General features: G+C 54.9%; 14 protein-coding genes. 5 read left to right on the top strand and 9 right to left on the bottom strand.

All coding sequences use genetic code 11. The annotated features are described in order from the left end of the window. The 8 genes from WH279_RS13045 to ilvI all read right to left on the bottom strand — a co-directional run. Positions 1 to 300: Mur ligase domain-containing protein (locus tag WH279_RS13045; protein WP_339457071.1), on the bottom strand; the 300-nt coding region annotated here is incomplete at its 3' end. After that, positions 287 to 2,053, bottom strand: a complete 1,767-nt coding sequence (locus tag WH279_RS13040) for a peptidoglycan glycosyltransferase FtsI (protein ID WP_339457070.1) — start codon at positions 2,051 to 2,053, stop codon at positions 287 to 289. The genes WH279_RS13040 and WH279_RS13045, both read right to left, overlap by 14 nt. 15 nt (positions 2,054 to 2,068) lie before the next feature. Further along, entirely contained in the window at positions 2,069 to 2,389 is a 321-nt protein-coding gene (gene ftsL, locus WH279_RS13035; RefSeq protein ID WP_133842308.1) for a cell division protein FtsL, read from the bottom strand. After that, on the bottom strand, positions 2,386 to 3,327 hold the full coding sequence (gene rsmH / locus WH279_RS13030) for a 16S rRNA (cytosine(1402)-N(4))-methyltransferase RsmH (protein ID WP_339457068.1): 942 nt from the start codon (positions 3,325 to 3,327) through the stop codon (positions 2,386 to 2,388). Before rsmH ends, ftsL begins: the two co-directional genes overlap by 4 nt. 2 nt (positions 3,328 to 3,329) lie before the next feature. Further along, positions 3,330 to 3,788 (bottom strand): division/cell wall cluster transcriptional repressor MraZ, encoded by a 459-nt coding sequence (gene mraZ, locus WH279_RS13025; protein WP_200641654.1) that lies wholly within the window; start codon positions 3,786 to 3,788, stop codon positions 3,330 to 3,332. Between the two features lie 516 nt (positions 3,789 to 4,304). Continuing rightward, positions 4,305 to 5,315 carry a catabolite repressor/activator gene (cra, locus tag WH279_RS13020; RefSeq protein ID WP_133842311.1) on the bottom strand — a complete coding sequence of 337 codons (1,011 nt, stop codon included), beginning with the start codon at positions 5,313 to 5,315 and terminating at the stop codon, positions 4,305 to 4,307. Positions 5,316 to 5,476: 161 nt separating this feature from the next. Beyond that, positions 5,477 to 5,968: an acetolactate synthase small subunit gene (gene ilvN, locus WH279_RS13015; RefSeq protein ID WP_339457065.1), complete on the bottom strand. Its 492-nt coding sequence runs from the start codon at positions 5,966 to 5,968 to the stop codon at positions 5,477 to 5,479. Positions 5,969 to 5,970: 2 nt separating this feature from the next. After that, the gene (gene ilvI, locus WH279_RS13010; RefSeq protein WP_200641655.1) at positions 5,971 to 7,695 is read right to left on the bottom strand and encodes an acetolactate synthase 3 large subunit; all 1,725 of its coding nucleotides are present in this window, start codon (positions 7,693 to 7,695) and stop codon (positions 5,971 to 5,973) included. Positions 7,696 to 8,153: 458 nt separating this feature from the next. Between ilvI and leuL the strand changes: the two genes are divergently transcribed. The 5 genes from leuL to leuD all read left to right on the top strand — a co-directional run bounded on the left by leuL (position 8,154) and on the right by leuD (position 13,022). Next, positions 8,154 to 8,252: a leu operon leader peptide gene (gene leuL / locus WH279_RS22745; RefSeq protein ID WP_197931253.1), complete on the top strand. Its 99-nt coding sequence runs from the start codon at positions 8,154 to 8,156 to the stop codon at positions 8,250 to 8,252. Positions 8,253 to 8,346: 94 nt separating this feature from the next. After that, positions 8,347 to 9,915 (top strand): 2-isopropylmalate synthase, encoded by a 1,569-nt coding sequence (gene leuA / locus WH279_RS13005; protein WP_339457062.1) that lies wholly within the window; start codon positions 8,347 to 8,349, stop codon positions 9,913 to 9,915. A gap of 1 nt (position 9,916) precedes the next feature. Next, positions 9,917 to 11,005 (top strand): 3-isopropylmalate dehydrogenase, encoded by a 1,089-nt coding sequence (gene leuB / locus WH279_RS13000; RefSeq protein WP_200641656.1) that lies wholly within the window; start codon positions 9,917 to 9,919, stop codon positions 11,003 to 11,005. A 4-nt stretch (positions 11,006 to 11,009) separates the two neighbouring features. Then, on the top strand, positions 11,010 to 12,407 hold the full coding sequence (gene leuC, locus WH279_RS12995) for a 3-isopropylmalate dehydratase large subunit (RefSeq protein WP_167863362.1): 1,398 nt from the start codon (positions 11,010 to 11,012) through the stop codon (positions 12,405 to 12,407). Positions 12,408 to 12,416: 9 nt separating this feature from the next. Beyond that, positions 12,417 to 13,022, top strand: coding sequence for a 3-isopropylmalate dehydratase small subunit (gene leuD, locus WH279_RS12990; RefSeq protein WP_133842317.1), 606 nt, complete (start codon positions 12,417 to 12,419; stop codon positions 13,020 to 13,022). Between the two features lie 72 nt (positions 13,023 to 13,094). Here the strand turns inward: leuD and WH279_RS12985 are convergent, their stop codons facing one another. Next, a complete protein-coding gene (locus tag WH279_RS12985) occupies positions 13,095 to 14,279 on the bottom strand; it encodes an MFS transporter (protein WP_339457058.1) in 1,185 nt (394 codons plus the stop codon). Between the last annotated feature and the right edge of the window lie 110 nt (positions 14,280 to 14,389).

Below are 14,389 nucleotides of genomic sequence, written 5' to 3'. Positions count from 1 at the left end.
ACGCCCGGCCAGCGCAGACAAACGCTGAGAAAGCTGTGCGAGGAAGATCACCGGCACACCGTGCATCTGCACGATCTGTCCGTCTTCAGCTTCACCTTCGGCTTCGGCAATCACTGCCGCCACGCCCTGGGCAATCGCCTGAGGAATAAAACGGCGCCCATCGGCCGCGTGGCCGTTTATCGCCACAAACAGATCGCCGGATGCCGCAATACGGCTGTCCAGCGTCATTTCACGCAGTGGGAGCTCCGGTGCGCCAGGCACCCAGGGGGCCAGTAGGTCGCGCAGATTACGATCGGTCACTCGATCCCTCATTCTTGTTAGTTACCATCTCGTTCTTGTCACTGGTGGGTAGCGCATCCGGCTCAACATTCATGGTGCGCAATACACCGCCCATGATGGCGCCAAACACGGGCGCAGAGACCGCACCACCGTAATATTTGCCTGCCTGGGGATCGTTAATCACCACCACCAGTGCAAAACGAGGGTTGCTGGCGGGTGCAACACCCGCGGTATAAGCAATGTATTTATTCACGTACTTGCCGTCCGGCCCAACTTTCTTCGCCGTACCGGTTTTAATCGCAATACGGTAACCCTTGATCGCGGCTTTCACGCCACCGCCACCGGGCAAAGCAACGCTTTCCATCATGTGCAACACGGTGCGCACCTGCGCTTCAGGGAAAACGCGTTGACCCCCCCCCGGCGGGGCAACTTTGGTAATCGACAATGGGCGATAGATGCCGTAGCTGCCCATTGTTGCGTAGACTCGCGCTAACTGTAACGGCGTTACCATTAGCCCATAGCCGAAAGAGAAGGTGGCCCTCTCTATGTCAGACCACCGTTGTTTTTGAGGATATAAGCCACTGCTTTCTCCGACCAACCCCAAATTGGTCGCTTTGCCGAACCCAAAACGAGAGTAAGTATCCACTAACGCATTGGACGGCATCGCTAACGCCAGTCGTGAAACACCGACGTTAGACGACTTCTGTAGTACCCCGGTCAGGGTCAATTCGCTGTAACGCGCCACGTCTTTAATCTCATGGCCGTTAATCCGGTAAGGCACCGTGTTCAGTACGCTACCTTCACGAACCACGCCACGTTGCAGCGCCGTCATCACCACCATCGGTTTGACGGTGGAACCCGGTTCGAAAATATCGGTGATAGCACGGTTGCGCATCACATCTTTGGTGGTACCAGACAGGTTATTCGGGTTATAGGCCGGACTGTTCGCCATCGCCAGCACTTCTCCCGTGTTCACATCCACCAGCACCGCCGTACCTGATTCCGCCTTGTTAAACGCCACGGCGTTATTCAATTCGCGATAGACCTGTGCCTGAAGGCGTTCGTCGATGCTCAGCGCCAGGTTATGCGCTGCCTGGCTGTCTACCGTTGAAATATCTTCAATCACGCGGCCGAAACGGTCTTTACGCACCGTACGTTCGCCCGGCTGACCTGTGAGCCACTTATCAAAACTTTTCTCAACGCCTTCAATGCCCTGTCCATCGATGTTGGTGAAACCAATCAGATGGGAGGTCACCTGCCCGGCAGGGTAATAGCGGCGTGACTCTTCACGCAGGAAGATGCCCGGCAGTTTGAGTTTCTTGATGTAATCGCCAATGGCCGGATTCACCTGACGCGCCAGATAAACAAAGCGGCCATTCGGGTTGGCATTAACACGTGCCGCCAGCTGATCAAGGGGGATAGAAAGCGCATCGGATAAGGCTTTCCAGCGGCTGTCGAGCGTAATACCGCCTTTGTCGTGCAGCTCTTTCGGATCGGCCCAGATCGCATTGACCGGCACGCTAACCGCCAGCGGTCGGCCCGCACGGTCACTGATCATCCCGCGCGAGGTTGGGATGGCCTGAACGCGCAGCGAGCGCATATCCCCTTCGCGCACCAGGCGGTCAGGATTAATCACCTGAAGATACGCGACCCGTAACAGCAGACCTGCCAGCGCCAGAAAAATACAGCCACACAGCAACGCAAAACGCCAGCTTACAAAGCTGGCCTGATCTTCCGTGCGTTTCGACTTCTGCGTTTTGGTTGCGGCTCTCATTGAGTCCGTGTGTCCTTATTGCTGTACCACAATATTTTCCTGAGAAGGATCAACGTGTTGCATCTGAAGTTTCTCCGTTGCTGTGCGCTCCACCCGGCTGTGATCGCCCAGTGCATTCTCTTCAAGGATCAGGTTGCGCCACTCGATGTCGAGGGCGTCACGTTCGAGCACCAGCTGCTCGCGCTGAGCGGTCAGCAGGCGCGTTTTGTGCGCCGTCGTCACCACCAGAACGGCTGAAACCAGCGAGGCGACCAGCAGGATCAGAGGGATCTTGCCATGGCGCAGCAGGTCCCCGCCGATCACACCCGGCAGGCTGTGACGTTCGTTGCCGATCATGACGCCGTGCGCTCCGCAATACGCAGTACGGAACTCCGCGCGCGCGGGTTGTCACCGACTTCAGTGTCGCCAGGCATCATTTTCCCCAGGGCTTTCAGACGACGTCCGCCCAGGCTGTTCAGCTGTGTTTCGGTCATCGGGATACCGTGAGGCACCTGAGGACCGCGGCTCTGTTCACGCATAAAACGCTTCACAATGCGGTCTTCCAGCGAGTGGAAGCTGATCACCGACAGACGTCCACCCGGCGACAATGCACTCAGTGCACCTTTTAGCGCCTGCTCAATCTCTTCCAGCTCACTGTTTACCCAGATACGGATCGCCTGGAAGCTACGCGTGGCAGGGTGTTTAAACTTGTCTTTCACTGGCGTTGCCGCATAGATCACATCCGCCAGCTCTTTGGTTCGGGTCATTGGCTGTTCGCGGTTACGCTCAACAATGGCGCGCGCGATACGCTTGGCAAAGCGCTCTTCACCAAAGGTTTTCAGCACAAAGACAATATCTGTTTCTTCTGCTTTCAGCAGCCACTCGGCCGCGGACTGACCGCGCGTTGGGTCCATGCGCATATCCAGCGGCCCATCGCGCATGAAGGAGAAGCCACGTTCGGCATCATCAAGCTGTGGTGACGACACCCCCAGATCCAGCAGGATCCCGTCGATTTTTCCGGTGAGCCCACGCTCTTCGACATACTCTGCCAGTGCGGAAAAAGGACCATGAATGATGTTGAAGCGTGGATCGGTGATCTCAGCAGCGGCTGCAATCGCCTGCGGATCGCGGTCGATGGCATACAAACGTCCCTGCTCACCCAGTTGGGAGAGGATCAGGCGTGAGTGTCCACCGCGCCCAAAGGTGCCATCAATGTAGATGCCGTCAGAATGAATATTGAGGCCGTTTACCGCCTCATCTAAAAGCACTGTGGTGTGTTTAAAAGTATCCTGCATAGTTATAACGACAAATCCTGCAGCCGGTCAGACAACGGCGCCTGAGAGGACTGCTCTGCGTCAATATCTTCCTTGACTTGTTGATACCAGGTCTGTTCATCCCACAGTTCAAACTTGTTGAACTGTCCAACCAGCATCACTTCTTTTGTCAGGCTCGCATGTTGACGAAGGGTATTCGCCAACAGTAAACGGCCTGCATTATCCATCTGGCATTCACTGGCGTGCCCCAGTAACAGGCGTTGTACACGGCGCTCTGCTGGGTTCATGCTGGATAAACGAGACAGCTTTTGTTCAATAATTTCCCATTCGGGCAGGGTGTAGAGCAACAGGCATGGCTGGTGAAGGTCAATGGTACAAACCATATGCCCTTGTGATTCCCCGATCAGCGTTTCGCGATAGCGCGTTGGCACGGCAAGCCGCCCTTTGCTGTCGAGATTGACTAACGTTGCCCCTCGGAACATGCCAGCCTCACTCCCCAGTTACCCAAGATCACCACTTAACTCCACAAATTCCCACCAAAAGAGTGTACGGAGCAGAGGAAAACATTGTCAAGCCGCAGCAATGGCTGATTGGCACTATTTCTTCGCGAGGTAAAATACGGGGAAGTTAAAAACAAACGACCTGAAGAGGAAATTTAAAAATAAACTAATGAATAATGGCAGGAAATTCTCACAAGCCTGGCAATTGCTCAAAAACTTACCACCTATTCATCGCCAAAAATAAGCTGCCCGCTTTGCGACGTGGGCGGCATTTTAAGTTATTTCTTAAAATTTTCCCAGCACAACCCCAGTGACAGCGCAGGATACTGTGACTGACAAGTAACAGAGTCTTTATAAACGTCAGGCTTTATAATCAGATGCTGACATTCCAGCGAACTGTTTACTTTTATTTACCTGGCCGCCCTCCATCATCATGGCTAAATTGTGCCCATCCTTTTGGACAGATAAGAAAAAGGCAGCTTTCGCTGCCCTGATTTTTCAGTTTGTTTTTCGGTTTAAACGACCGCGTCGATAAAGATTACGGCGGATTCGTGTCAGACCCGGTTTAGGTTTACGGGGTTCATCAAGGCTGGCAAGCACCAACTCAAGGACACGCTCCGCAACATCACGGTGTCGCTGCCCCACGGCCAGCACCGGGCAATCGAGGAAGTCCAGTAACTCATGGTCACCAAAGGTGGCGATGGCCAAATCCTGCGGAAGCCGTCCTTCGCGACGCAGCGTCACATCCATTACACCCTGCAACAGACCGAAAGACGTGGTAAACAGCGCCTCGGGCATGTCATGGGTTTCCAGGTATTTCTCAAATAATGTGGCAGCGGCACTGCGCTCAAAACTGTTGGCATAGATGTAGTCGATCGGCCGTTCGTCCCCTTTCCATGCATCACGAAAACCCAGCTCACGCAGGAAGCTGACGGACAGCTCCGGCAGTGCACCGAGAAACAACACCGATTTTGCCGGCAGCTTACGCAATTCGGCGCCCAGTGCTTCGGCATCATCCTGATCGGCGCCCACCACACTGGTAAAGTGCTCACGATCCAGCGCACGATCCAGAGCAATGATAGGCAGTGGATCGTTAATCCAGCGCTGATAGAACGGGTGCTCCGGCGGCAAGGAGGTAGAAACAATAATCGCATCCACCTGGCGTTGCAGCAGGTGTTCAACACAGCGCATTTCGTTATCCGGCTGATCTTCCGAACAGGCGATCAGTAACTGATAGCCACGCTGGCGGGCCTGGCGCTCCAGATAGTTCGCAATCCTTGTGTAGCTGGTATTTTCCAGATCAGGAATAACCAGTCCTATCGAACGCGTGCGTCCGGCGCGTAACCCCGCAGCCACTGCATTCGGATGGTAATTATGCTCACGCACCACCGCCATAACCTTCTCGACGGTTTTATCGCTGACACGATACTGCTTGGCCTTGCCATTAATCACGTAGCTGGCCGTCGTACGCGACACACCCGCGAGGCGCGCAATTTCATCCAGTTTCACAATAACCCCACAATTCGCTATGGATTAGTATTTGTAACATCTAACCGCAGAATAGTTTAGCGAGCAACCGCTTTTCATCTGCGATAAGGGCTTTGTGACAAAATAAAAAAACCCGGCATTACGCCGGGTTAACAAACAATCGGGATTCGGGTGGGAAGCTATCAACGCATAATGCGTTCGCCGCGCGCCACACCAACAATGCCTGAACGCGCAACTTCAACGATTTCCGCGACTTCACGTACGGCGCTGAGGAAAGCATCCAGCTTGTCACTGGTGCCCGCAAGCTGAACCGTGTAAAGCGTTGGCGTGACATCCACAATCTGACCACGGAAAATTTCAGCACAACGTTTGACCTCTTCACGCCCGTAGCCGCTGGCCTGGATCTTCACCAGCATGATCTCACGCTCGACGAAAGCGCCCTGCCCGAGTTCGCTGACACGCAGCACATCAACCAGCTTGTGCAGCTGCTTCTCGATCTGCTCCAGAACCTTTTGGTCACCCACGGTCTGAATCGTCATACGCGACAGCGTCGGATCATCCGTGGGCGCCACGGTCAGGCTTTCAATGTTGTAGCCGCGCTGGGAGAACAGGCCTACCACGCGGGACAATGCGCCGGATTCGTTTTCCAGCAGAACCGATAATACACGACGCATAGTTACGTCCTCTCCGTTTTGCTCAACCACATTTCGTCCATACCGCCACCGCGAATATGCATCGGGTAAACGTGTTCCGTACCGTCAACGTTAACGTCAACAAACACCAGACGCTCGCGGCCCAGATGTTCCAGCGCTTCTGCCAGTTTCGATTCCAGTTCGTCAGGATGGCTGATGGAGATACCTACGTGACCATAAGCCTCTGCCAGGCGAACAAAATCAGGGAGCGATTCCATATAAGACTGTGAATGGCGACCGGAATAAATCATGTCCTGCCACTGCTTCACCATGCCCAGGACACGGTTGTTCAGATTCAGCACCAGTACCGGAATGCCGTATTGCAACGCGGTAGACAGCTCCTGGATATTCATCTGAATACTGCCATCGCCAGTGACACACACGACGGTTTCCTGAGGCAGAGCCAGCTTCACGCCCAGTGCAGCCGGCAGGCCAAAGCCCATCGTGCCCAGGCCACCGGAGTTGATCCAGCGGCGTGGTTTATCAAACTGATAATAGAGCGCAGCGAACATCTGGTGCTGACCCACGTCGGAAGTGACGTAAGCATCGCCATTTGTCAGGCGACAGATGGTTTCGATCACCGCCTGCGGCTTGATCTTATCGCTGGTACGGTCGAACTCGAGGCACTGGCGTGAACGCCATTGATCGATACTCTGCCACCAGTCGCGCACGCTGTCGTAATTCTGCTGAACATCGCTCTGTGCCAGCAATTCCAGCATCTGTTGCAGAACCAGTTTGGCATCACCCACGATTGGCACATCCGCTGCAACCGTTTTCGAGATCGACGTCGGATCGATATCGATATGCAGCACCGTGGCATTCGGGCAGTATTTCGCCAGATTGTTGGTGGTACGGTCATCAAAACGCACACCGACTGCAAAGATCACATCGGCGTTGTGCATCGTCATATTGGCTTCATAGGTGCCATGCATCCCCAGCATCCCCACACACTGACGGTGCGTGCCAGGGAAAGCGCCCAGGCCCATCAGTGAAGTAGTCACCGGCACATTCAACGTTTCGGCCAGCTGGCGCAGTTCCTCATGGCACACCGCATTGATCACGCCGCCACCGGCATAGATCACTGGCTTTTTCGCAGCCAACAGGCTTTGCAGCGCGCGTTTAATCTGGCCTTTGTGGCCCTGAGTCGTCGGGTTGTACGAACGCATGCTGACTTCATCAGGCCAGACATACGGCAGCTTATTCGCCGGGCTCATCATATCTTTAGGCAGGTCAACCACCACCGGTCCGGGACGACCGCTGGCCGCAAGCCAGAAGGCTTTCTTCATAATGGTCGGGATATCTTCTACCCGTTTCACCATAAAGCTGTGTTTGACCACCGGGCGGGAAATACCCACCATGTCGCACTCCTGGAAGGCGTCGTAGCCGATCAGGGAAGACATGACCTGGCCGGATAGCACGACCATCGGGATGGAGTCCATATAGGCGGTAGCGATACCGGTAATCGCATTGGTTGCTCCCGGCCCTGAGGTCACCAGCACCACACCCACATCACCGGTTGCCCGTGCGTAGCCATCGGCCATATGCACAGCGCCCTGCTCGTGACGGACAAGGATATGATCCACGCCGCCTACAGTTTGCAGAGCGTCATAGATATCGAGGACCGCTCCGCCGGGGTAGCCGAATACATGTTTTACGCCCTGATCGATTAACGATCGGACCACCATCTCGGCTCCTGACAACATCTCCATTTTTGCCTCCAGGCTTAAGGTGCTGATTTATCTTACACGGACAGCATAACGTCACCGGACGGCAGATAAGGTCAAAACCTGTTTTTTTTATGCTCAGATAGTGGAAGTCATTTCCAAAATCCAGGTACAGGGCGAAGCCCCAGTTTTTTGAGGTTATGGCAAATACCATAACCGTAGAAAAGTTGGCAGGCAAACGGCAAACCCTGTGACAGGTGCGGAAAGTGATAATTAAGGCTCTGCCCGCCTGCCCCTGCCATCGACAATTACACTGACAATTTCCCGTTCTAAAAGCGGATTATTCTGCGACGAAGAAATATGCATTGTGATCGTTTTGTTATTAAAACCTTGTGGCCTTTAATGCCCGGCGCGCCAAATAATTCCCACGTTTTGAGGATTGTTATTGAAGGTTGACAGCCCCGGTCTTTATCAGGTATCAATAAAGTCACTGCCAGAATTTAATGAGGTTTGAATCAATGATCCGCACTCACCGCCTACTCGGTCTACTACTAAACGCATCCTCTTTGCGCGGTAGACTGGTGGGCGGAATCAATCACTGATTCAGGCCTGTAAAACCTAAGAAACCCGCGCCGATGCGCGGGTTTTTTTATGCTCGCAGCAGCAGGCGACGTAAACCAGACAAGGAACTATTCCATGAGCGACCAAGTCATTATTTTCGATACCACTCTGCGCGATGGCGAACAGGCATTACAGGCCAGCCTGAGTGTGAAAGAAAAACTGCAAATTGCCCTGGCACTCGAACGTATGGGCGTTGACGTGATGGAGGTCGGTTTCCCGGTGTCGTCTCCTGGTGATTTTGAATCCGTCCAGACCATCGCCCGCCATATTAAAAACAGCCGGGTCTGTGGCCTGGCACGCTGTGTAGAAAAAGATATCGACGCGGCCTATGAAGCGCTGCGTGTGGCAGATGCCTACCGTATTCACACCTTCCTCGCCACCTCGCCAATGCATATCGCCACCAAGCTGCGCAGCACGCTGCCAGAAGTGATTGAGCGTGCAGTCAAAATGGTGAAACGCGCACGTAACTATACGGATGATGTGGAGTTCTCGTGCGAGGATGGCGGACGTACTCCCATTGATGACCTGTGCCGCGTAGTGGAAGCGGCAATTAATGCCGGTGCCACCACCATCAACATCCCTGATACCGTGGGTTACACGCTGCCGTACGAGTATGCCAACATCTTTAGCGCGCTGCGCGATCGCGTGCCGAATATTGATAAAGCCATTCTGTCTGTTCATACCCACGACGACCTGGGGATGGCGGTAGGTAATGCGCTGGCCGCCGTTAACGCGGGGGCGCGTCAGATTGAAGGGGCGATGAATGGCCTGGGTGAGCGCGCAGGTAACTGTGCGCTGGAAGAAGTGATTATGGCGATTAAAACCCGCGGACAGCTGATGAACGTTCAGACGCGGATTAATCATCAGGAGATTTACCGTACCTGCCAGACCGTCAGCAAAATCTGCAACATGCCTATCCCGGCCCACAAAGCGATCATCGGCTCCAATGCTTTCGCTCACTCTTCCGGTATCCACCAGGATGGCGTGCTGAAAAATCGCGAAAACTACGAAATCCTGACACCAGAATCCATCGGTCTGAAACAGGTGCAGTTAAACCTGACCTCACGTTCCGGCCGTGCTGCCGTGAAGCACCGCATGGAAGAGATGGGCTACACCGACAGCGAATACAATATGGATACGCTGTACGACGCATTTAAGGCGCTGGCCGATAAAAAAGGCCAGGTGTTCGATTATGACCTGGAAGCGCTGGCATTTATCAACAAACAGTCTGAAGAGCCAGAATACTTCACGCTGGATACCTTCAACGTGCAGTCCGGCTCCAGCGTGATTGCGACCGCTACCGTGCAACTGGGCTGCGGTGAAGAACAGAAGACTGAAGCGGCGACCGGAAACGGCCCGGTGGATGCGGTGTATCAGGCGATTAACCGCATTACCAGCTTCGATACCGAGCTGATCAACTATCAGCTGACCGCCCAAGGTCACGGTAAAGACGCCCTGGGTCAGGTGGATATCGTGGTGCAGTACAACGGCCGCAAATTCCACGGTGTGGGTCTGGCGACGGATATCGTCGAATCCTCGGCTAAAGCGATGGTCAACGCCCTGAACACCATTTGGCGCGCACGTCAGGTTGAACAGGAATTACAGCGTAAATCTCAGATCAAAGACCAAAAGGAAGCCGTATAACATGTCCCGCACTTACCATATCGCAGTGTTACCCGGTGATGGCATCGGCCCGGAAGTGATGGCACAGGCCAGTAAAGTCCTGGACGCCATTCGCCAGCGTTTTGATCTGCGTATCTCTACCAGCGAGTATGACGTTGGCGGCATCGCCATTGACCGCCACGGCGTGCCATTGCCTGAGGGTACCGTCAAAGGCTGTGAGCAGGCTGACGCTATTCTGTTCGGTTCTGTTGGCGGCCCAAAATGGGAACACCTTCCACCGACCGAGCAACCTGAACGCGGCGCCCTGCTGCCACTGCGCAAACATTTCCAGCTGTTCAGTAACCTGCGCCCGGCCAGTCTGTATCAGGGTTTGGAAGATTTCTGCCCGTTACGCCGTGATATTGCCGATCAGGGGTTTGATATCCTGGTGGTGCGTGAACTGACCGGTGGGATTTACTTCGGTCAGCCGAAAGGACGCGAAGGCAGCGGTATGCATGAACGCGCTTTCGACACCGAGGTATATCACCGCTTCGAAATCGAACGCATTGCGCGTATCGCCTTTGAATCCGCACGTAAACGCCGTAACAAAGTCACCTCGATTGATAAAGCCAATGTGCTGCAATCCTCGATTCTCTGGCGCCAGATTGTGAATGAAGTGGCGCAGGACTACCCGGACGTCGAGTTAAGCCACATGTATATCGACAATGCCACCATGCAGCTGATCAAGGCGCCGTCACAGTTTGACGTGATGCTGTGTTCTAACCTGTTCGGTGACATCCTGTCCGATGAATGTGCCATGATCACCGGCTCGATGGGCATGCTGCCATCAGCCAGCCTGAACGAAAAAGGCTTTGGTCTGTTTGAGCCGGCAGGCGGATCGGCCCCGGATATTGCCGGTAAAAATATGGCTAACCCGGTGGCGCAAATTCTGTCGCTGGCCCTGCTGCTGCGCTACAGCCTGAATGCGGCCGATGCCGCTGATGCGATTGAGCAGGCCATTAACCGTGCGCTGGAAGAAGGTTTCCGCACCGGGGATCTGGCTGGCAGCGGCAAGGCGATCGGCACCGATGAAATGGGCAGCGTGATTGCCCGGTTTATTCGCGAAGCATAAAAATATGAAAACACTGTACGAGAAGCTGTTTGATGCGCATGTCGTGCACGAAGCACCCAATGAAACGCCGCTGATCTATATCGACCGTCACCTTGTCCATGAGGTGACGTCAGCGCAGGCCTTTGACGGTCTGCGCGCACACGGTCGCCCGGTGCGCCAGCCGTCAAAAACCTTTGCCACGATGGATCACAACGTCTCTACTCAGTCGCGTGACATCAACGCCAGCGGCGAGATGGCACGGATTCAGATGTCGATGTTGATCAAAAACTGTGAGGCCTTTGGCGTCCAGCTGTTTGACCTCCGCCATCAATTCCAGGGCATTGTGCATGTGATGGGGCCAGAGCAAGGGTTATCACTGCCTGGCATGACCATTGTGTGTGGTGATTCCCACACCTCAACCCACGGCGCACTCGGTGCGCTGGCCTTTGGCATCGGCACCTCCGAAGTGGAGCACGTGCTGGCAACGCAAACGCTGAAACAGTCACGGGCGAAAACCATGAAGGTGGAGGTTCGCGGGCAGACTGCACCAGGGATTACCGCCAAAGATATCGCGCTGGCCATTATCGGTAAAACCGGCAGCGGTGGCGGCAACGGTCACGTTGTGGAGTTCTGCGGTGCAGCCGTCGAAGCGCTGAGCATGGAAGGTCGTATGACCCTGTGCAATATGGCGATTGAACTGGGTGCCAAAGCCGGGCTGATTGCGCCCGATGACACCACCTTTAACTACGTCAACGGCCGCCGTTTTGCCCCTAAAGATGCCGCCTGGCAGCAGGCCGTCGACTACTGGCGTACGCTGAAGACCGATGAAGGCGCGCACTTCGACAAAGTGGTCACGCTGGATGCGGCAGATATAGCGCCGCAGGTCACCTGGGGAACCAACCCCGGTCAGGTGATTGCCGTCAGTGACCCGATCCCCGATCCGGCTTCCTTCAGCGATCCGGTGGAACGTGCCTCGGCAGAAAAAGCGCTGGCCTATATGGACCTGAAACCCGGTATCCGCCTGACCGACGTGCCGGTGGATAAAGTGTTTATCGGCTCCTGCACTAACTCGCGCATTGAAGATTTACGCGCAGCCGCAGCCGTGGTGAAAGGGCATAAGATTGCTCAGGGTGTGCAGGGCTACGTGGTCCCGGGTTCTGGCCCGGTCAAAGCGCAGGCAGAGGAAGAAGGTCTGGATAAGATCTTTATCGATGCGGGCTTTGAATGGCGCTTACCGGGCTGTTCCATGTGTCTGGCGATGAACAATGATCGCCTTAGCCCCGGAGAACGCTGTGCCTCCACCAGCAACCGCAACTTTGAAGGTCGTCAGGGCCGCGGCGGACGTACCCACCTGGTCAGCCCGGCCATGGCCGCAGCAGCAGCGGTCGCTGGTCACTTTGCTGATATCCGCGAGCTGATTTAAGGAACTGTTATGGCGAAAAAATTTACGCAGCACAGCGGTATCGTGGTGCCGCTGGATGCGGCTAACGTTGATACCGATGCGATTATCCCTAAGCAGTTTTTGCAGATGGTGACGCGCACCGGTTTCGGCCGCAACCTGTTTTATGACTGGCGTTATACCGACCCGGAAGGACAAATTTCCAACCCTGAATTTGTGCTGAATAAGCCCGAGTTTAGTGGGGCCAGTATCATGCTGACGCGGGAAAACTTTGGCTGTGGTTCCTCACGCGAACATGCCCCCTGGGCGCTGACAGATTACGGCATTCAGGCCATTGTCGGTTCCGGTTTTGCCGATATCTTTGCTAACAACTCATTTAATAACCAGTTGCTGCTGGTAACGCTGAGCGAAGCGGAAGTGGATGAGATGTTCCAGTTAGTGGCAGCGGAACCGGGCATTCGCTTCACGGTTGATCTGGAAAATCAGCAAGTGCGGGCCGGGGATAAAACCTACCCGTTTGAGATCGACAGCTTCCGCCGCCACTGCCTGATTAACGGGCTTGATGCGATTGGCCTGACCTTGCAGCACGATGCTGATATCACCGCGTACGAGCAAAAACAGCACGCGTTTTTGCGTTGATATTGCGGGCTGACCGAAAAAGAAGGTCAGCCCCTGCGACCTCTGTAGGGGCCTGCCATACCTGGCCCGTATTTATATCACGCGCTGTTCTCTGACCCGCCACGACAGCGCAAACGCCACCAGCGCCAGCAGTAACGCCACCCAGTACACCGAGTGATGGCCGAACGTCTCCGCCAGCGCGCCCTGCACCACACCCGCCAGGATCACCCCGGTTGAGATACTGTTGGTAAACAGCGTGGTGGCCGCACCAGGCCGCGACGGCATCAAGTCCTGAAACCAGATCATGCCAATCCCGGCAATAATGCCGATATACACCGCATTAAACAGCTGCAATATCATCAGTGCGCTGCGACTCTGGAACAGCACCAGACCAAGATAAAACAACGCCCCGCAGGCCACCGCCAGCAACATCATATTGCGCTTACCAAAGCGTTTCACGTAGTGCCCTGCCAGCAGCATCACCGGGATCTCCAGCCCCGCCGCCGTCCCCATCAACAGACCGGCCAGCGTATCCGGCATGCCCAGCACGCTACTGATATACAACGGCATATCAATAATATACATCGTGTTACAGGTCCACATCAGGACCGATCCGATAAACAACATACGCACATCGCGGCTCTTCCAGCCGCTGATATTGGTGATGGGCACGTCTGCTGTCGCGGCCTGCGCGCGCGGCACCGACGGCAGGGTAAACCAGATTAACGCCACACAGACCACGAACAGCAGTGCAGCGACGAGAAACATGGTGGTAAAACCGTAGTTCAGCGCAATGGCAAAAGAGAGCGGTGGCCCAATCACCCACGCCAGTGATAACTGGGCGCGCATCACGGAACTGAACATCACCGCTTCACGGGCAGAGCTGTCAGCATATTCGCGTGCCAACGCAAAAATTTGCGGCATCGCCACGCTGGCGACCGCAGACAAGAAGACCCCGGCGGTAATTAACGTCAGATAATGACGATTGAAGGCGAATAACAACGCGTTACCTATCGCCATCACGCAGCAAAACAGGATCAGCATGCGTCGGTCACCACGACTGTCCGAGCGTTTTGCCAGCAGCAGACTGACCACGATCCCCGCCACCGCATTCACCGTATAAAACAGCCCAACCCAGAAGGGACGCACCGCCACTTCACGGCTCAGAAACAGGCTAAGCGTAGGAGCCTGCAACGCACCGGCAATCCCGACCATGAAAGAAACCGCCATAAAAGCCAGATAGACCGGATGAATACGACGGCGTTGGAGCGATGTCATGACGGATGCCTCGATTGGCTGAAATAAGAGTGAACAGACTCAGAGCTTAAAAGAAAACCGACGAAAAAAGCCAGCGGCGTACCGCTGGCGGGTGAAAAGCACCATACTCA

The organism is Erwinia sp. MYb375, assembly GCF_037479175.1.
GTDB classification, from domain to species: Bacteria; Pseudomonadota; Gammaproteobacteria; order Enterobacterales; family Enterobacteriaceae; genus Erwinia; species Erwinia rhapontici.
This window is presented reverse-complemented; position numbering and strand designations above follow the sequence as displayed.